The 18,180-nt window shown below is 69.2% G+C and carries 18 protein-coding genes; 15 read left to right on the top strand and 3 right to left on the bottom strand.

Annotation, left to right across the window (positions count from 1 at the left end):
- Positions 1-18 precede the first annotated feature (18 nt).
- From rbsK to J3P31_RS07810, 7 genes are all read left to right on the top strand, one after another.
- Complete coding sequence (gene rbsK, locus J3P31_RS07840) at positions 19-939, top strand: ribokinase (RefSeq protein WP_210527864.1); 921 nt, start codon at positions 19-21, stop codon at positions 937-939.
- Between the two features lie 100 nt (positions 940-1,039).
- Positions 1,040-2,236 (top strand): cation:proton antiporter domain-containing protein, encoded by a 1,197-nt coding sequence (locus J3P31_RS07835; RefSeq protein WP_210527863.1) that lies wholly within the window; start codon positions 1,040-1,042, stop codon positions 2,234-2,236.
- 81 nt (positions 2,237-2,317) lie between these two features.
- Positions 2,318-2,956 carry a paraquat-inducible protein A gene (locus tag J3P31_RS07830; RefSeq protein ID WP_368373036.1) on the top strand — a complete coding sequence of 213 codons (639 nt, stop codon included), beginning with the start codon at positions 2,318-2,320 and terminating at the stop codon, positions 2,954-2,956.
- A gap of 62 nt (positions 2,957-3,018) precedes the next feature.
- On the top strand, positions 3,019-3,576 hold the full coding sequence (locus J3P31_RS07825) for a paraquat-inducible protein A (protein WP_210528082.1): 558 nt from the start codon (positions 3,019-3,021) through the stop codon (positions 3,574-3,576).
- Positions 3,573-5,951, top strand: a complete 2,379-nt coding sequence (locus tag J3P31_RS07820; RefSeq protein ID WP_210527862.1) for an MlaD family protein — start codon at positions 3,573-3,575, stop codon at positions 5,949-5,951. The genes J3P31_RS07825 and J3P31_RS07820 overlap by 4 nt, the downstream gene beginning before the upstream one ends.
- A gap of 1 nt (position 5,952) precedes the next feature.
- A complete protein-coding gene (locus J3P31_RS07815) occupies positions 5,953-6,516 on the top strand; it encodes a PqiC family protein (protein WP_210527861.1) in 564 nt (187 codons plus the stop codon).
- Positions 6,517-6,642: 126 nt separating this feature from the next.
- A complete protein-coding gene (locus J3P31_RS07810; RefSeq protein WP_210527860.1) occupies positions 6,643-7,290 on the top strand; it encodes a fumarylacetoacetate hydrolase family protein in 648 nt (215 codons plus the stop codon).
- Between the two features lie 4 nt (positions 7,291-7,294).
- Here J3P31_RS07810 and J3P31_RS07805 read toward each other — a convergent pair whose 3' ends face one another.
- From J3P31_RS07805 to J3P31_RS07795, 3 genes are all read right to left on the bottom strand, one after another.
- The gene (locus tag J3P31_RS07805; RefSeq protein ID WP_210527859.1) at positions 7,295-8,104 is read right to left on the bottom strand and encodes a 3-methyl-2-oxobutanoate hydroxymethyltransferase; all 810 of its coding nucleotides are present in this window, start codon (positions 8,102-8,104) and stop codon (positions 7,295-7,297) included.
- A 2-nt stretch (positions 8,105-8,106) separates the two neighbouring features.
- Positions 8,107-8,421 (bottom strand): MocE family 2Fe-2S type ferredoxin, encoded by a 315-nt coding sequence (locus J3P31_RS07800; protein WP_210527331.1) that lies wholly within the window; start codon positions 8,419-8,421, stop codon positions 8,107-8,109.
- Between the two features lie 66 nt (positions 8,422-8,487).
- Complete coding sequence (locus tag J3P31_RS07795) at positions 8,488-9,582, bottom strand: fatty acid desaturase family protein (protein WP_210527858.1); 1,095 nt, start codon at positions 9,580-9,582, stop codon at positions 8,488-8,490.
- 152 nt (positions 9,583-9,734) lie between these two features.
- On the opposite strand from J3P31_RS07795, the gene J3P31_RS07790 reads away from it, so the two are divergent.
- The 8 genes from J3P31_RS07790 to J3P31_RS07755 all read left to right on the top strand — a co-directional run bounded on the left by J3P31_RS07790 (position 9,735) and on the right by J3P31_RS07755 (position 18,179).
- A complete protein-coding gene (locus tag J3P31_RS07790; RefSeq protein WP_210527857.1) occupies positions 9,735-10,766 on the top strand; it encodes a LacI family DNA-binding transcriptional regulator in 1,032 nt (343 codons plus the stop codon).
- Between the two features lie 163 nt (positions 10,767-10,929).
- Positions 10,930-11,748 (top strand): TIM barrel protein, encoded by an 819-nt coding sequence (locus J3P31_RS07785; protein ID WP_210527856.1) that lies wholly within the window; start codon positions 10,930-10,932, stop codon positions 11,746-11,748.
- A 94-nt stretch (positions 11,749-11,842) separates the two neighbouring features.
- Positions 11,843-12,787 carry a sugar ABC transporter substrate-binding protein gene (locus tag J3P31_RS07780; RefSeq protein WP_210527855.1) on the top strand — a complete coding sequence of 315 codons (945 nt, stop codon included), beginning with the start codon at positions 11,843-11,845 and terminating at the stop codon, positions 12,785-12,787.
- Positions 12,788-12,898: 111 nt separating this feature from the next.
- A complete protein-coding gene (locus J3P31_RS07775) occupies positions 12,899-13,975 on the top strand; it encodes an ABC transporter permease (protein WP_368373035.1) in 1,077 nt (358 codons plus the stop codon).
- 10 nt (positions 13,976-13,985) lie between these two features.
- A complete protein-coding gene (locus J3P31_RS07770) occupies positions 13,986-14,756 on the top strand; it encodes an ATP-binding cassette domain-containing protein (protein ID WP_210527854.1) in 771 nt (256 codons plus the stop codon).
- Positions 14,757-14,830: 74 nt separating this feature from the next.
- Complete coding sequence (gene iolG, locus J3P31_RS07765) at positions 14,831-15,835, top strand: inositol 2-dehydrogenase (RefSeq protein ID WP_210527853.1); 1,005 nt, start codon at positions 14,831-14,833, stop codon at positions 15,833-15,835.
- Between the two features lie 14 nt (positions 15,836-15,849).
- Positions 15,850-17,769 (top strand): bifunctional 5-dehydro-2-deoxygluconokinase/5-dehydro-2-deoxyphosphogluconate aldolase, encoded by a 1,920-nt coding sequence (locus tag J3P31_RS07760; protein WP_210527852.1) that lies wholly within the window; start codon positions 15,850-15,852, stop codon positions 17,767-17,769.
- Positions 17,766-18,179 (top strand): OsmC family protein, encoded by a 414-nt coding sequence (locus J3P31_RS07755; RefSeq protein ID WP_210527851.1) that lies wholly within the window; start codon positions 17,766-17,768, stop codon positions 18,177-18,179. The genes J3P31_RS07760 and J3P31_RS07755 overlap by 4 nt, the downstream gene beginning before the upstream one ends.
- Position 18,180: the final 1 nt, after the last annotated feature.

The following is an 18,180-nucleotide window of genomic DNA, read 5'->3' as shown; positions in this document are numbered from 1 at the left end:
CGCCGGAGGCTTGACCCCATGTCCGGTCCCATCGTCATCCTTGGCGTCTTTGTCGCCGACACCGCCTACCGCGCGCCCCGCCAGCCCCGGATGGGCGAAACCATCCTGGGCGAGGGGTTTGCCCTTGGTCCCGGGGGCAAGGGTTCGAACCAGGCGGTCGCCGCCGCGCGCGCCGGGGGCCAGGTCCATTTCATCTCCCGCCTGGCGCGCGACGCCTTCGGCGACCTCGCGCTCGGGACCTGGGCCGAGGCGGGCGTGACCCCGGCCGTGACGCAGACCGATACCGGCTACACCGGCGCCGCCTACATCTTCGTGGAGTCCGGGACCGGCAACAACGCGATCATCGTCGCGCCGGGGGTCGCGGGCGACATCTCGGAGGAGGACATCGACGCGCGGGCCGACCTGATCCGGTCGGCCTCGGTGTTCGTCACCCAGCTCGAACAGCCGCTTCCCGCCGCGATCCGGGCGCTCCAGATCGCCCGCGAATCCGGCGTGACCACGGTCCTCAATCCCGCGCCGGCGGCGGCGCTGCCGGACGGGATGCTGGCGCTCTGCGATTGGGTGACGCCCAACGAAAGCGAGGCCGAGGCGCTGACCGGCCTGCCCGTCACGGACCCCGCCTCGGCCGAGGCGGCGGCGCGGAAGCTGCTCCTTATGGGGGCGGGCGGGGTGGTCGTGACGCTCGGGGCGCAGGGCGCGCTTCTCGTGCAGGGGGACCGGGCGCTGCACCTGCCGGCCCTGAGCGCGGGCGAGGTGGTGGAAACGACCGGGGCGGGCGACGCCTTCAACGGCGGCTTCGCGGTCGCCCTCTCCGAGGGCCGGAGCCCCGAGGAGGCGGTCCGCTTCGGCATCGCCACGGCGGGCATCTCGGTCACGCGGCCCGGCACCGCCCCTTCGATGCCGACCCGGTCGGAGGTCGAGGCCCTGCTCGCCCGCTAGGGTTGACAGGGGTTGAGGATTTTTCCCGCGGGTGGCCCTTGCGCTTGGGCGCGAGGGCTCCCCAATTCAGGAAAGCCCCCTCGCACGCACCGGAGATCCGATGGACCAGGGTCACAGCCTGATCAGCTTGCTCGTGGCCGCCTTCGTCCTCGCCTTCCTGCTCGGACTGGTCGCCAACCGCCTCCGGCTCGCGCCGCTCATCGGCTACATCATCGCGGGCATCATCGTCGGCCCCTACACGCCGGGCTTCGTGGCCGACATCCACCTCGCGCCGCAGCTGGCCGAGATCGGGGTAATCCTCCTGATGTTCGGGGTGGGCCTCCACTTTTCCCCACGGGACCTGATGGCCGTCCGCACGGTGGCCCTGCCCGGGGCGCTGGCCCAGATCGCCGCCGCAACGGGGCTGGGCTGGCTGCTGGGCGAGATTTACGGCCTCGGCCATGCCGAAGCGGTGCTGATGGGCTTCTCGGTTTCGGTCGCCTCCACGGTGGTCCTGGTCCGCGCCCTCGAGGAACGGCAGCAGATCCGCACGCCCACCGGGCGCCTCGCGGTGGGCTGGCTCATCGTCGAGGATCTGGTGATGGTGCTGGCGCTGGTCCTCCTGCCCCTGATGTCCATGACCGGCGACGGCCTAGGCCTGGGGGGAGTCGCCGCCTCGGTGGGCCTCGTGCTCCTCAAGGTCGCGGGTTTCGTGATCCTGATGGGGCTTTTCGGGACACGGCTCCTGCCGGGGGCGCTGATCCTGATCGCGCACGAACGCTCGCGCGAGCTGTTCACGCTGGGGGTCCTGGCCATCGCCATGGGCATCGCCTGGCTGGCCTATGCCGTCTTCGACGCGTCCTTCGCCCTGGGCGCCTTCGTCGCGGGACTGGTGCTGGCGGCCTCGCCGCTGGGCCATAGCGCGGCCGAGCGGTCCCTGCCGCTGCGGGACGCCTTCTCCGTCCTGTTCTTCGTCTCGGTGGGCATGATCTTCGACCCCCTGATCCTGGTCGAGCGTCCCGTCGCGGTCCTGAGCCTCCTTGGGATCGTGATCCTCGGCAAGGCGCTGGCCGCCCTGATCATCACCGGAGCCTTCGGGCAGGACCGCCGCACGGGCCTGACCGTCGCGGCCAGCCTCGCCCAGGCGGGGGAATTTACCTTCATCCTGGCCGGGCTGGGGGTGACCCTCGGGGTGCTCGCGCCGGACACGCACGACCTCGTGCTCGCTGCCGCGCTGCTGTCGATCACGCTCAACCCGTTCATGTTCAAGCTGGCCGACCTCCTGATGCCGGGCCAGCCGGAGCGGCCCGCCGCGTGACGTTGCCGGAGCCGTGAGCCCCCGGCTTGGCCTTCCGGCCCCGGGGGCCTAAGTCTTGCCGCGGACAGGAAGGGCAGGGACGTGGCGGACGGCACCGGCATCATCGCGGACGCGGACATCGAAGGGCTGATCGCCTGCCCGGAATGCGATGCGCTCTACCGCGCGGCCGACGTCGCCCCCGGCAGCCGCGCGACCTGCGCCCGCTGCCATTCGGTCCTGATCTCGCCCCGCCGCCACGCCGGGATGGCCATCATCGCGCTGGCCATGACCGCGGTGGTGCTGGTGGCGGGCTCGCTCTGGTTCCCTTTCCTGCGGATCGAGGCGCGGGGCCTCTGGCAGGAGGCGACCCTGTGGGAGGTCGCGACGAGCTTCATCGGCGGGCCGCTCCTGCTCGTGTCGCTGGCCGTGACGGCCGCCATCGTGGTGCTCCCGCTCGCGCGCGCCATGCTGATCCTTTACACGCTGGTCCCCATCGTCTTCGACCGCCCGCCGCGTCCCCTGGCCGCCCGCGCCTTCCGCCTGGCCGAGGAGATGCGTCCCTGGTCGATGGCCGAGATCTTTGCCATCGGCTGCGCGGTGAGCCTCGTGAAGATCGCGGACCTCGCGCAGGTTTCGCTCGGGCCCGCCTTCTGGATGTTCGCAGGGCTGGTCGTGGTGACGGTCGCGCAGGACCAGATCGTCTGCCGGTGGTCGGTGTGGCACTCGATCAGCCCGAACTGACCCATGTGACCGCGCGCGACGCCGGCCTGGTGGCCTGCCGTCGCTGCACGCGCGTCTGGCCCATGGGGACCGAGCGGTGCGGCCGCTGCGGCAGCCGCCTCGTGTCGCGCGACCCGCGCAGCATCAGCCGCGTCTGGGCCTGGTGGGCGGCGGGGCTCATGGCCTACCTGCCCGCGAACCTGTATCCGATGCTGGAAACGCGCACCCTGTTCACGACGCAGAACTCGACCATCGTCGGGGGGGCGCTGGAACTCCTGTCCCATGGCTCGGCCGGCATCGCGCTGGTGATCCTGGTCGCGAGCGTGGGCATCCCCATCGCCAAGTTCATCTGCATCGCCTTTCTCGCCATGTCGGTGCGGAGGGGATCCCGCATGTCGCCCGAGCTTCGGATGCGGCTCTACGAGATCGTCGAATACATCGGGCGCTGGTCGATGATCGATGTGTTCGTGGTTGCGATCCTCGCTTCGCTCGTGCAACTCAACGTCGTGGCCTCGATCGCTCCGGGCCCCGCTTCCCTCGCCTTCGCGCTATCGGTGATCTTCACGATGCTTTCGGCCCAAGCCTTCGACCCGCGCATGATCTGGGACGGCATCGACGCCGAGGCCCGTCAGCGCGCATGACCGACTCGGTTCCCCCGATCCCCGTCACCTCCGCCCGGAGGAGCTTCTGGCAGCGCGTCTCGGTGATCTGGCTGGTCCCGCTCGCCGCGCTGGCGATCGCGCTGGGCGTGGCCTGGGAAAACTTCCGCGACAAGGGTCCCCTCATCCAGATCGAGTTCGCGGACGCCGCCGGCGTCGTCGCCCGCGAGACCGAGCTGCGCTACCGCAACGTCGCGGTGGGCCTCGTGGAGAAGGTCCAGTTCACCTCTGACCTCGCGCGCGTGCTGGTCTCGGTCCGGCTCGATCCCGACGTAGCCCCCTATGTGGACGCCGACGCCAAGTTCTGGGTCGTCCGGCCCGAGATCACCACCCAGCGCATCACCGGCCTCGAGACGGTGCTGTCCGGCGTCTTCATCGAGGGCACCTGGGACAACGTGCCGGCCGAGCCGGTGGACCACTTCGAGGGGCAGGCCACCGCGCCCCTGCTGGGCGTCGGCCAGGAGGGGCTCGAGTTCACGCTCCGCTCGACCGACGGCACCCTCACCTCGGCCGTGCCGATCATCTACCAGGGCGTGACGGTGGGGCAGGTGGGCGAGCCCGTGGTGGGCGAGGACGGCATCTCGGTGACCGCGCCGGCCGTGATCTACGCCCCCTATGACCGGCTCGTGACCGAGGCCACGGTCTTCTGGGATGCTTCGGGCTTCTCCCTGTCCGTGGGCTCCGGCGGGGCCGAGGTCGACTTCGACTCCCTGTCGTCGCTGATCGTGGGGGGGCTTGCCTTCGACACCTTCGTGTCCGGGGCGCAGCCGGCCAAGGACGGTGACCTGTTCGAGGCCTATCTTTACGAAGCGAACGCCCGCGATTCCATCTACACGGACCCGAACTCGCCGGTCCTGGACCTGATCGCCGTCTTTTCGGGCAACATCGCGGGCCTGTCCGTCGGCGCGCCGGTCGAACTGGACGGCATCCGCATCGGCGAGGTCACCGACGTCAACGGCCTGCTCGACCCCGAGCGCTTCGGCGACGAGGAGGTGCATCTCCAGACCGTCCTCGCCCTCCAGCCGTCCCGGCTCGGGCTCGAGGGCGACCAGGGACGGAGCGACATCCTTGCCGCCTTGCAAAGCCGCGTCGGCCGAGGGCTGCGCGCGCAACTGGCGAGCGCCGGGCTGCTAGGCGGGCTCAAGGTCCAGCTCATCGAGATTCCGGATGCCCCTCCGGCCGAGATCGACCTGGCCACGCTGCCATTCCCCTCGGTTCCCACGGCCGAGGCCGACATCGCCGACGTGGCGGGGCAGGCCCAGGACGTCCTGACCCGCGTGAGCAACCTTCCCATCGAAGAGCTGCTCGATTCCGCCGTGGCCTTCCTCGACAACGCCTCCCGCCTCGTGGGCTCGCCCGAGACGCAGGCCGTGCCGGGGCAGGTCAGCGCGCTCCTGGGCGACATCCGCAGCGTCACCGGGTCGCCCGAGGTGCAGGGCCTGCCAGGCCAGCTGGCCACCTCGCTCGACGAGGTCAACGGCACCTTGGCCGAGGTCCGCGCCCGCCTGACCGAACTGCGCGAGCAGAACGCCCTGGGGCGCATCCTCACGGCTGTGGACACGGCCAACGCTGCCGTCCAGCGGATCGGCGAGGCGACCGCCGGCGTGCCCGATCTCGTGGATCGCCTGAACGCCGTGGCGGTGAAGGCCGAGGCCCTGGAGGTCGAGCCTCTGCTGGCCGAGGTGACGGGCCTGTCCTCGGACGCCCGCGCGCTGCTGGCGCAGCCGGGCCTGCAGCAGCTTCCGGCCCAGATCGGCCAGCTGACCGATGAGGCCTCTGCCACGCTGGGCCAGACCCGCGCGATCCTGCAGGATCTCGACGACGGGGAGCTGGCGACGCGCCTGTCCTCCGCCATCGCCGCGGCCGAGGATGCGGCGCGCTCGCTCCAGAGCTCGGCCGAAGGGTTGCCCGACCTCGTGGCCCGCATCGACACGCTCGTGGCCAAGGCCAACGAGCTGCCGGTGGACCAGCTCGTGACCGAGCTGACCGACCTGGCCGCGAGCGCCAATACCCTGGTGTCGTCCGAAGGGACCCAGGCGCTGCCGGGCGACCTGTCCGCGGCCCTGGGCGAGGTCGAGGCGATCCTTCGCGAAGCACGGGAGGGCGGGGTCGTGACCAACGCCAACGCCACTCTCGATGCGGCACGCCGCGCGGCCGACAGCCTTCCCGGCCTGGTGGAGCGCGCGAGCGGTCTCCTCGACCAGGCGGCGGTGACGCTCCAGGGCTTCGACTCGTCCTCCGGCATCGTCCGGGAGGCGCAGCGGGCCATCCGTGAGGTGACGGACGCTGCCAATGCCGTCGCGGCCCTGGCCCGCACCATCGAGCGCAACCCCAACTCCCTCATATTCGGAGACTGACATGACGCTCCGTCCGCTGAGCATCGCCGCCCTCGTGCTCCTGGCCGCCTGCGGGCCACAGTCCCTGCGGCTGGCCGTGCCCCCTGCCGAGCCGCCGGCCCGGGTCGGCTCCTCCTTCGGCACGGTGGAGCTGCTCGACGTGTCGCTGCCCGAATACGCGGCGGCAGACGATGTCTACGTGCAGGTTCCCGGCAACTCGCTGACCCAGCTTCGCCGGGTGCGCTGGGCCGACGATCCCGCGCGGGCCGAAACGCTGGACCTGGCCCGCGCCCTGGGTGGCGTGACCGGCGCCCGCGTCGTGCCGGAACCCTGGCCCTTCGAGGAACCTGCCGAGGCGCAGGTCGACGTGCGCGTGGCCGAGATGGTGGCCGACAGCTCGGGCGCCTTCCTCATGCGCGGCCAGTATTATGTGGCGTCCCAGGACGGATCGGGCCGGGACCGTGCGCGGGAGTTCCGCATCCGCATCCCGTTGCCCGCCGATCCGGGACCTGGCGCCATCGCGGCGGCCCGCGGACAGGCGACCCTGGCGCTCGCGCAGGATATCGCCGCCAACGGCCTGCGCTGAGGCCTTCTGCTGGCCCCGGGGGGGCGTTCCGCTGCCGCCGGGCGCCCAAGTCCCCCGCCCGTGCGCTGAACCACGAGGCGTCCTCGGCGGCGGAGCGACGCTGACCAGATCCATCAAAGGTGTCACATGCCCCAAGTCTTTCCCGCGCGTTCCCTGCCCGAACTGCCGGTCGCGGCGGCGGACCTGACCTACCCGGTCGCCCGGATCTTCTGTGTGGGCCGCAACTACGCCGCCCATGCGCGGGAGATGGGAAATCCGGTGGAAACCGACGCCCCGTTCTGGTTCACCAAGTCGCCCTTCGGGCTGATCCCCGACGACTCTGTCCTGCCATATCCTCCGGGGACGCGGGACCTGCACCACGAGGTCGAACTGGTCCTGGCGCTGGGGGAAGGGGGCGAGGTCTGGGGCTGGGGCGTGGGCCTCGACATGACCCGCCGCGACCTGCAGGCGGTGGCCAAGGCGGCGGGCAAGCCGTGGGACACCGCGAAGGATTTCGAAGGCTCTGCGGTGATCGGGGCCCTGGTTCAGGGGCGGCCCGCTCCGGAGGCCGTGATGCGCCTGACCGTGAACGGCGAGGTGCGGCAGCAGGCCCCGCTGACCGAGATGATCCACGGCATCGACGCGCTGCTGGCGCATCTGCGGACGCTCTATGCGCCCGGGCCGGGCGATCTCATCATGACCGGGACCCCCGCCGGGGTGGGGCCGGTCGAGCCCGGCGACCGGCTGGAGGGCACGCTGGACGGCGCACCCTCGGTCCGTCTGCGCATCGCCTGAGCCGTCAGGCGTTCGCGGCCAGCCACTCGCGGAACTGGGCCACGACCTCGTCCTTGGCGTTCACGACATAGGCCTCTGCCGGGTAGGCCCCGTTGTGGACGTCGTCGGCAAAGGCGCGCATGGCCTCGACCCGCATCTGCTGCAGGCGCGCGAACTCGGCCTTGAAGTCGGCATAGACCTTGGCGTGCCGCGGGATTCGGCCCGTGTTCTGGCCCAGCACATCATCCGTGAAGAGATACTGCGCGTGGCCTTTGGCCCCGCCGCCCATCGACAGCAGGAACAGGTTCGTCCGTTCGGCGATCAGCTCTGTGATCTGCTGGGGAACGACCTCGATCTCGACGGCGAAGGCGCCGGCCTCCTCGTAGGCCTTGCACTGATCCCAAAGGTACTTGGCGCTGTCGAGCGTCTTGCCCACGGCCTTGAATCCGCCGGTCCAGGTGCACTTGGATGGCACAAGGCCCACATGGCCGCAGACGGGGATGCCGTTGTCGGTGAGCGCGCGCACGGTCTGGAGCGAGCCGGAGCAATAGACGGCGTCCGCCCCATGCTTCCAGAGCGGAAAGGCCCATTTCAGGAAGTCGGCGGTGTCGCCGATGTCGTAGAAGTTCATGCCCGGGAAGGCGAAGGCGTTGGGCGCGACCTGACGGAACCGGGGGTCCATCAGCATCTCGGGCGGAACCGAGAACAGCTCCACGCCCGCGGCCTCGGCGGCGGCGGCCTCGTCGAGGGTCTCGACGCGCAGCATGGCGAACTGGTGGGTGCCGCGGTTGGCCAGAAGGTCGGCGACGGTCCAGCGCTTGGAGGAGGGACGCATGTTCAGCCCACCTGCACGAGGACGCGGCCGCCTTCGGCCTTGGCGGGGTAGGTGGCGAGGTTCACGCAAACGGGGGCGCGCTTGGCCTGGCCGGTGCGGTAGTCGAACTGGCCGTTGTGCTTGGGGCACTCGATCACGTAGTCCATCACGAGCCCGCCCGCGAGGTGGACGTTCTCGTGGGTGCACATGCCATCCGTGCAGAAGAACTCGCCGTCCGGGCTGTGGTAGATGGCGTAGGTCCGCCCGCCGTGGTCCCAGCGCATCACGTCCTCCTCGTCGATCTCGTCCACCGCGCAGGCGTCCACCCATTGGGGCATGTTAGGCTCCTCTTCCCTTGTCCTGTTTGTTGTCGGCGGGCCGGGAGCGAGCCCGGCCCTGGTTCGTCATTCGGCCGCCACGACGCCGCCAAGCGCGGAGACGTGGAAGTCCTCGCGGTAGGGCTTGGCGGTGGAGGGCAGCTCGCGCCTGAGGAAGTAGTCCTCGTACTGAAGCTGGCGCTTGAGCGCGGGCCACATCTCGCCAAAGGCTTCGGCGATCGAATTGTTCGGCGTCGGCAGGTCGTGCTTGATGATCTCGTGCAGCCGGGGCAGCGCGTGGTAGGGCACCATGGGGAACATGTGATGCTCCACGTGGTAGTTCATGTTCCAGTAGATGAACCGCGAGATCGGATTCATGTACACGGTGCGCGAATTCAGCCGGTGGTCGATGACGTTGTCGGCCAGGCCGCCGTGTTGCAGCAGGCCCGTCATGATATGGTGCCACGCGCCATAGAGCCGGGGCCCTCCGATCAGCAGGAGCGGCACGACCGACTGGAGGTAGAGGGCCGCGATGATCGTGACGGCGTAGATGGCCGTCCAGATCCGGGCGACGCGGATGACCTTGGACCATTCGGTCTCGGGGATGAAGGTCGCCTCTTCGGGATGGATCCTGCCGGCGGCATTGTAGAGCATCCGGGTCCAGCCGTTCCAGGCGTCGATGATCCCGAAGAAGTTCAGGAACAGCCGGAACAGCTCGGGCGGGCGCATGATCGCGATCTCGGGGTCGCGGCCGACGATGTAGGTGTCCGTGTGGTGCCGCGCATGGCTCCAGCGCCAGGTGTGCGGGTTCCGGACGATCATGAAGCAGGCGATCTGGTAGACGACGTTGTTCATCCACGGCGTCTTGAAGGCGGTGCCATGCGAGGATTCGTGCCAGCGGGAGTCCGAGGCCGATCCGTACAGCACGCCATAGGCGATCCAGAAGGGGATCGACAGCCACGGATGCCCATTCACCCAGAGCGCCACGGCGATCCCGGCCAGAAGGGCCATCGCACCCAGCCAGATGATCGTGTCGCGGATGGCGGGACCATCCTTGCGCTGCATGAGTTCCTTCATGACCTTGCGCGGCACCTCGGTGTGGTACCACTCGGCCGCGGCAAGGCCCGTTTCGACGGCGCGCTGGCCATCAGGACCCAAAAGGCTGTAGTTCCGCGTCCCCATGGGGCTCCTCCTGTTGTTCAGCGGTTCGGGGCTGTTGGCGGGCTGCATATCGTGACTTTCCTTGGCCGCCCAACATCTTTGCTGGACAATTCGTCACGAAGCCTCAGAGATGCGGTCCTAACATGAGGTGAAATCGTCAGGACTGTCGAATTATGGCACGCCGCCCCACCATCCAGGATGTCGCCAAGGCCGCCGGCGTGAGCCAGGCCACCGTTGACCGCGTGCTCAATGGCCGCGAGCAGGTGCGCGAGGACACGGCCCAGAAGGTCTACGAGGCGGCCCGCCGCATCGGCTACCACGCGGCCCCGCTGATCGCGCAGCGGCTCCAGACGGATCTTCCGGTCCTGCGGATGGGCGTGGTGCTCCATAAGGAGCGGCAGGCCTTCTACCAGAACTTCGCCGCCGAGATCGAGGCGGCGGCGCGGCGCGCGACGGGCCTGCGCGTCAAGGCCGTGGTCGAGTTCGCGGCCTCGCAGGCGCCCTCGGACTTCGCGAACCTCATGCTGGGCATGAAGGGCCGGGTCGATGCCGTGGCGGCCAGCGCGGTCACCCATCCATCCGTCACCGACGCGGTCACGGCGCTGAAGGCGGAGGGGGTGCCGACCTTTGCGCTGCTCAACGACTTTGCCCAGGGAATCCGGCAGAACTACCTCGGCCTCAACAACCTGAAGGTGGGCCGCATCGCGGCTTCGGTCATCGGGATGGCCGCGCATCGGCCCGGAAAGGTGGCCGTCTTCGTCGGGGGTTATCGCTGGCACGGCCATGAGCTGCGCGAGGCCGGGTTCCGCGGGTGGTTCCGGGAATATGCCCCGCAGTTCCAGATCCTGGACACGTTGGTGAACCTGGAAACCCGGCAGCTCACCTACGAGGCGATGCTCGATCTCCTCGACCGTCATCCGGAACTGCGCGGCGTCTATGTGGCCGGCGGCGGCATGGAGGGAGCCATCGCCGCCATGCGGGAGGCGCGCAAGCCCGGCGACGTATGCCTCGTGGTGAACGAGGTGACGCCGGAGTCGCGGGCGGCCCTGGTGGACGGCTACCTGACGATGGTGATCGCCACGCCCCTGGCGCAGCTCTGCGACGATCTGGTGCGGCTCATGGCGGACGCTGCCCGCAGCGGCCCCTCGGAGGTCGCGGGTCAGCACTTCCTTCGGCCCGAGCTCGTGCTTCCCGAATCCGTCTGACGGAATTTCGTCATTGCGGTGATTGCCAAGGCATCACGGCTGATAGAATTCCAGCGGGCCCGCGTTGACTCGGGGCGGTGCTGGGCGGCAAGGGTGCATCGGGAAAAGCGCGGCTTCTTGAGCGTCGATCAACGGCGACGGCCCCGCGGGAGGAAGGATCCGAATGCTGCCATTCGCCATCAACCACATGACCGTCGCCCGCATGTCCTTCGTCGAGCTTCTCGATGCCGCGCAGGAGCTGGGCTGCGTGGGTGTGGAGGTCCGCAACGACCTGCCCCAGCCGCTCTTCGACGAGATGGCCCCGGAGAAGGCCGGGGAGCTGGCCCGCGAGAAGGGCCTGCGGATCCTGGCGCTGGCCGAGGTCAAGCGCTTCAACGACTGGTCCGACGCCAAGCGCGAGGAAGCCCTCGCCCTCATGAAGATCGCGGTGGCCTGCGGTGCCGAGGCGGTGAGCCTCATTCCCCGCAACGACAACGGCGGCATGGGCAACGGCGAGCGTCAGGCGAACCTGCGGGTGGCGCTCAAGGAACTGAAGCCGATGCTCGAGGATCACGGCCTCGTCGGCATGGTCGAGCCCCTGGGCTTTGAGATCTGCGCGCTGCGCTACAAGGCCGAGGCCGTGGAGGCGATCGAGGCGCTGGGCGCCACAGGCCGCTTCAAGCTCGTGCACGACACCTTCCACCACCATCTCGCGCATGGCGGGCCGCTGTTCCCGGCCCATACCGGCATCATCCACATCTCGGGCGTCGTCGACCCCGCGCTGGCGGTGGGCGAGATGGGCGACCAGCACCGCGTGCTGGTGGACGGCGCCGACCGGCTCGGCAACGTCGAGCAGATCCGCGCCCTGGAAGCGGCGGGCTACCGTGGCGCCATCAGCTTCGAGGCCTTCGCGCCCGAAACCCACGCGTCCAAGGACCCGATCGGCGACCTGCGCCGCTCGATGGACTTCATCGCCGCGCAGCTCGCGGCGAAGGCGGCCTGAGGAGAGCCGCCCGAGGTTTGGGGTGCCCCGGGGAGGGGACCCTTCCGGCCTAGAACGAAACGCGGCGAGCCGGACGCCGCATTGGGAGGACTACATGAAGAAGACCCTGATCCTGGCCGGGTTCGCTGGCCTCATGTCGACCAGCGCCATGGCCGAGACGGTGGGCGTCTCGATGGCGCTGTTCGATGACAACTTCCTGACCGTGCTGCGCAACGGCCTGCAGGACTACGCCGGCACGCTCGACGGCGTCGAGGTCCAGGTCGAGGACGCGCAGAACGACGTGGCCAAGCAGCTCGACCAGATCAACAACTTCATCGCCTCGGGCGTCGACGCGATCATCGTGAACCCGGTCGACACCTCGGCCACGCAGGCGATGTCGGATGCCGCCGCCGCCGCCGGCGTGCCGCTCGTGTACGTCAACCGCCAGCCGATCAACGTCGACACGCTGCCCGACAACCAGGCCTTCGTCGCTTCGAACGAGGTCGAGTCCGGCACCCTCGAGACGATGGAAGTCTGCCGCATCCTCAAGGAAGCGGGCAAGGACAGCGCCGACATCTACGTCATGCAGGGCGAGCTGTCGAACCAGGCCGCCGTCCAGCGGACCCAGGACATCCACGACGTGATGGAATCGGGCAACTGCGGCGTGACGCTCAACATCATCGACCAGCAGACCGCGAACTGGTCGCGTGACCAGGCCCAGAACCTGATGACCAACTGGCTGTCGACCGGCACGCCGTTCGACGCCCTCGTCGCCAACAACGACGAAATGGCCATCGGCGCGATCCAGGCGATGAAGGCCTCGGGCATCGCCATGGAAGACGTGATCGTGGCCGGCATCGACGCCACGCAGGACGCCCTGTCCGCCATGCAGTCCGGCGATCTCGACGCGACCGTGTTCCAGGACGCGGCCGGCCAGGGCAAGGGCGCGCTGGATGCCGCCCTTTCGCTCGCCCGCGGGGAGAGCGTGGAGCAGAAGGTCTACATCCCCTTCCAGCTCGTGACGCCCGCCAACATCGACCAGTTCCTTCAGAAGAACTGATCCGGACCGTCGTGGTCCGACGCGAGGCGGCGCAAGGGCGCCGCCTCCACGTTCCGGGAATCGCGGGGACGAGGGGGACCCGCGGCCCGCGCTAGGCTAGGAGGCAGCGACGTGGCGCAGACGACATTCGGGGTGGGGGGGCTGACCTACGACCACTCCAAGCGGCACATGCCGCAGGAACTCAACGTATTGATTGCCCTGGTGCTGATCATCGCCGCCTTCGAGCTGTTGGGGCGCATCCTGATCGGCGACAGCTTCCTGCTCAATACGCGGGACAACGTCGACACGATCTTCAACCAGGCGCGGCTGCAGATCATCATCCTGCAGGTGTCGATCGTCGGCATCATCGCCATCGGCATCACGCAGGTCATCATCTCGGGCGGCATCGACCTGAGCGCGGGCTCCGTCGTGGGCGCGACCGCCATGATCGCCATGAGCTTCGCGCAGGTCGCGATGGTGAACGGCAACCCGAACCCCAAGGCCGTGTTCCTGGAACAGGGCTGGGTGGACCTGCCGGTGATCGTGCCGGTGATCGTGGGTCTGGGGTGCGGTCTCCTGGCCGGCCTGATCAACGGGTCGCTGATCGCCTACACTAAGATCCCGCCCTTCATCGCCACCCTGGGCATGATGGTGACCGCCCGCGGCGTGGCCAAGTGGTGGACCAAGGGCGAGCCGATCTCCTTCCCGACCGAGTCCTTCGCCGGGATCGGCAAGGGCCTGATGCCGGTGGTGATCTTCCTTGCGCTCGCCGTCCTGTTCCACCTGATGCTCAAGTACACGCTTTATGGAAAGCGCTGCTACGCCATCGGCTCCAACGAGGAAGCCGCGCGGATGTCGGGCATCAACGTCGAGCGCCACAAGGTCCTGGTCTACAGCATCGCCGGGCTCCTGGCTGCGGTGGCCGCCATCGTCCTGTCGTCCAAGAACCTGACCGCGCAGGCCGGCATGGGCGTGATGTACGAACTCGATGCCATCGCCATGGCCGTGATCGGCGGCGTGTCGCTCTCGGGCGGGCGCGGCTCGATCATCGGGACGGTGCTCGGCTCGCTGATCTTCGGGGTGATCATCTCCGGCTTCACCTTCCTCAAGCTCGACGCCTACTACCAGGAGATGGTGAAGGGCGCGATCATCGTGGGCGCCGTGGTGCTCGACGTCTGGCGGCAGCGCCGCCGCAGCAGCCGCGGCTAAGGAGGACCCCATGTCCGACATCGTTCTCAAGACCGAAGGCCTGACCAAGCATTACGGCGGCGTGCACGCCCTGGTCGACGCCAACTTCGAGCTGCGCCGCGGCGAGCATGTGGCCATCATGGGCGATAACGGCGCCGGCAAGTCCACCTTCGTGCGCCAGATCACCGGCGTGGAGCGGCGGACCTCGGGCAAGGTGTGGTTCGACGGGCAGGAGGTGGACTTCGCGGGCCCCCTCCACGCCCGCGAGGCCGGCATCGAGGCCGTGTTCCAGAACCTGGCGCTTGCCGACGACCTCGACGTGCCCTCGAACCTGTTCCTGGGGCGCGAGAAGATCCTGTTCAACCTCGGGCCCTTCTCGATCCTCGACCGCAAGGGGATGCGCCAGGCGACCGAGGCCGCGCTGAAGCGGACGGCGGTGAAGATCCCGAACCTCGGCAGCACCATCCGCAACATGTCGGGCGGCCAGCGCCAGTGCGTCGCCATCGCCCGGACCGCCACCTTCGCCTCCAAGCTCATCATCATGGACGAGCCCACGGCGGCGCTGGGCGTGCAGGAGACCGCGCAGGTCGAGAACATCGTCCGCACGCTCAAGGACAACGGTGAGCCGCTGATCCTGATCTCGCACAACATGCGGCAGGTCTTCGACCTCGTGGACCGGATCGTGGTCTTCCGCCGGGGCCGCATTGTCGCCAACCTCCGCAAGGAGGAGACCGACGGCCAGGACGTGGTAGCCTACATCACCGGCGCCAAGACCCAGAACATGGCGGCGGCCGCCCTCTAGGCGCGGCCCCCGGCTCAGCAATAACCGGCAGGCCCCCGCGCAGGCGGGGGTCGATCCATAAGCAAGGACCTATCATGACTGTGAAATTCGGGCTTCTTGGCGCGGGTCGCATCGGCAAGGTGCACGCGCGGGCCATCCGCTCCGACGCCAATGCCGAACTCGTGGCCGTCGCGGACGCCATTCCCGCCGCCGCCGAGGCGCTGGCCCAGGAATATGGCTGCGACATCCGCACGATCGATGCCATCGAAGCCTCGTCCGACATCGACGCGGTGGTGATCTGCACGCCGACCGACACCCACGCCGACCTGATCGAGCGGTTCGCGCGCGCCGGCAAGGCCGTGTTCTGCGAAAAGCCGGTGGACCTGTCCGTCCAGCGCGTCCAGGACTGCCTCAAGGTGGTCGAGGAGACCGGGGCGACCCTGATGGTCGGCTTCAACCGCCGCTTCGATCCCGACTTCATGGCCGTGAAGGCCGCGATCGACGCCGGCACGGTTGGTGACGTCGAGATGGTCACCATCTCCTCCCGCGACCCGGGCGCGCCGCCCGCGGACTACATCAAGCGGTCGGGCGGCATTTTCCGCGACATGACCATCCACGACTTCGACATGGCCCGCTGGCTCCTGGGCGAAGAGCCCGAGACCGTGGTGGCGCAGGCCTCGGTCCTGACCGACCCGGCGATCGGCGAACTCGGCGACTATGATTCGGTGAACGTCATCCTGCGCACCGCCTCGGGCAAGCAGGCGATCATCACCAACTCGCGCCGGGCCACATACGGCTACGACCAGCGGATCGAGATCCTGGGCTCCAAGGGCTCCGTCAGCGCCGAGAACATGCGCGAAGCGAACATCGAGGTCGCGACCGCCAACGGCTTCACGCGGCCGCCGCTCCTCAACTTCTTCATGTCGCGCTACGTGGCGGCCTACGCGAACGAGATCGCGGGCTTCATCCGGGCCGTGAACACCAAGGGCGCGACGCCCACGACGGGCGAGGACGGGCTCAAGGCCCTCGCGCTGGCCGACGCGGCGCTCAAGTCGGCCCAGGAAGGCCGCGCCGTGAAGGTTTCCGAAGTTCTCGGCTGATAGGGAGGCACCCCATGTCCAAGACTCTCGACGTCATCACCATTGGGCGTTCGTCCGTGGACCTTTACGGCGCGCAGGTGGGCGGCCGGCTCGAGGACATGGGGTCCTTCCAGAAGTATGTGGGGGGCTCGCCCACCAACATGGCGACCGGGACGGCTCGGCTCGGGCTCAAGTCCGCTCTCATCACGCGGGTGGGCGACGAGCACATGGGCCGCTTCATCCGCGAGGAGCTGGCGCGCGAGGGTGTGGACGTGCGGGGCGTGGTGACCGACCCCGAGCGGCTGACCGCGCTCGTGATCCTCGGCATCCGCGACCAGGAGCAGTTCCCGCTCATCTTCTACCGCGCCGACTGCGCCGACATGGCGCTCTGCGAGGATGACATCGACCCGGCGTTCATCGCCGAGGCCCGCTCGGTCGTTGCCACCGGCACGCACCTGAGCCACCCGCGCACGGAGGCTGCCGTCCTGAAGGCGCTGCGGCTGGCGCGGGAGAACGGCGCGCAGACCGCGCTCGACATCGACTACCGCCCGAACCTCTGGGGCCTCGCCGGCCACGGCGACGGCGAGAGCCGCTACATCGAAAGCGCCGCCGTTACGGCCAAGCTGCAGGCGCACCTCCACCTCTTCGACCTGATCGTGGGCACCGAGGAGGAGTTCCACATCGCGGGCGGCTCCACGAACACCGTCGAGGCCCTGCGCGCCGTTCGCGCCGTTTCGGGCGCGACGCTGGTGTGCAAGCGGGGCGCCCGGGGGGCGGTCGCCTTCACCGGCGCGGTGCCTGACTCCTTGGACGACGGCGAGGCCGGGCCGGGCTTCCCCATCGAGGTGTTCAACGTGCTGGGTGCGGGCGACGGCTTCATGTCGGGCCTCCTGAAGGGCTGGCTCGACGGCGAGCCCTGGCCGGTGGCGCTCAAGTATGCCAACGCCTGCGGCGCGTTCGCCGTCTCGCGCCACGGCTGCACGCCCGCCTATCCGTCGTTGACCGAGTTGCAGTGGTTCCTCGATCGCGGCGTGAGGACGCCGGCGCTTCGCAAGGACGCCGACCTCGAGCAGCTGCACTGGTCCACGAACCGCCACGGCACCTGGGACCAGATGCGGGTCTTCGCCTTCGACCATCGCAAGCAGCTGGAGGAGATGGAGGGCGCGACAGCGGAGAAGATCGGCGCCTTCAAGCTCCTGTGCCTGGAGGCCGCGCAGGCGGTCGCGGGCGGGCAGCCCGGCTACGGCATCCTGTGCGATGGGCGGCTGGGGCGGGACGCGCTCTACAAGGCGGCCGGCACCGGGCTCTGGATCGGCCGTCCCGTCGAGTGGCCCGGCTCGCGCCCGCTGCGGCTCGAGCCCGAGATCGGCCCGGACTTCGGCGGGCTGTCGGAGTGGCCGCTCGAGAACGTGGTCAAGGTGCTCTGCTTCTGCCACCCCGATGACGACGCCCAAATGTGGGCCGACCAGGAGGACACGCTGGTCCGCCTGTTCGCGAGCGCCCGCCGCAACCGGCTCGAGGTGCTCCTTGAGGTCATACCGTCCAAGGTGGCGCCCGTCGATGACGACACCACGGCCCGGATCATCGAGCGCATCTATGGCCTGGGTCTTTATCCCGACTGGTGGAAGCTCGAGCCCTTCAAGACCGAGGCCGCCTGGACCAACGCCTGTGACGCGATCACCCGCCACGACCCGCATGTGCGCGGCATCGTGGTGCTGGGCCTCGACGCGCCCGCCGCCGAGCTGGCGCAGAGCTTCGCGCTGGCCACCCGGCAGCCGCTGGTCAAGGGCTTTGCCGTGGGCCGCACGATCTTTGCCGACGCCGCCCGCGCCTGGCTTGGTGGCCGGATGACCGATGCCGAGGCCGTGGCGCAGATGGCCGAACGCTTCCGCGCGCTGGCCCAGACCTGGGATCAGGCCCGTGCGGGGCGGGGGGCCGTGGGGGCCGCCGCTTGACCCGCACGCTGTCCATGCGTTTTCACAACCTGCCCGGTAGTCGGGCGGGGGTGGGGCGCAGCGGGCCGCGCACGCTGATCGCCGACCGGCCCGAGGGGGTCGCGGGCGGGCAGGGGCTGGGCTTCAACGGCGGCGAGCTTCTGGCCGCAGCCCTGGGCGGCTGCTTCTGGAACGATCTCCATTACGCCGCCGAGGCGCGCGGGGTCGTGCTGGGCGCCGTCGAGGTGGAGGTCGAGACGACCCTGTCGGGCGTGCCGCTGCGGGTGATCGCCGCCACCATCCGCGCCCGCGTCGAGGCCGCCGATCCTTCGGCCGCGCGCGCCTGCTTCGAGGCCGCCTGCGCGGACTCCACCATCGCCAATTCCGTCATGGCGGCCTTTCCGGTCGCCTTCGTCTTCGAGGACTCCTGAG

The organism is Rubellimicrobium arenae (assembly GCF_017916275.1).
GTDB lineage: Bacteria > Pseudomonadota > Alphaproteobacteria > Rhodobacterales > Rhodobacteraceae > Rubellimicrobium > Rubellimicrobium arenae.
The sequence above is the reverse complement of the archived record's forward strand: the minus strand, read 5'-3'. Positions and strand labels throughout refer to the sequence as shown.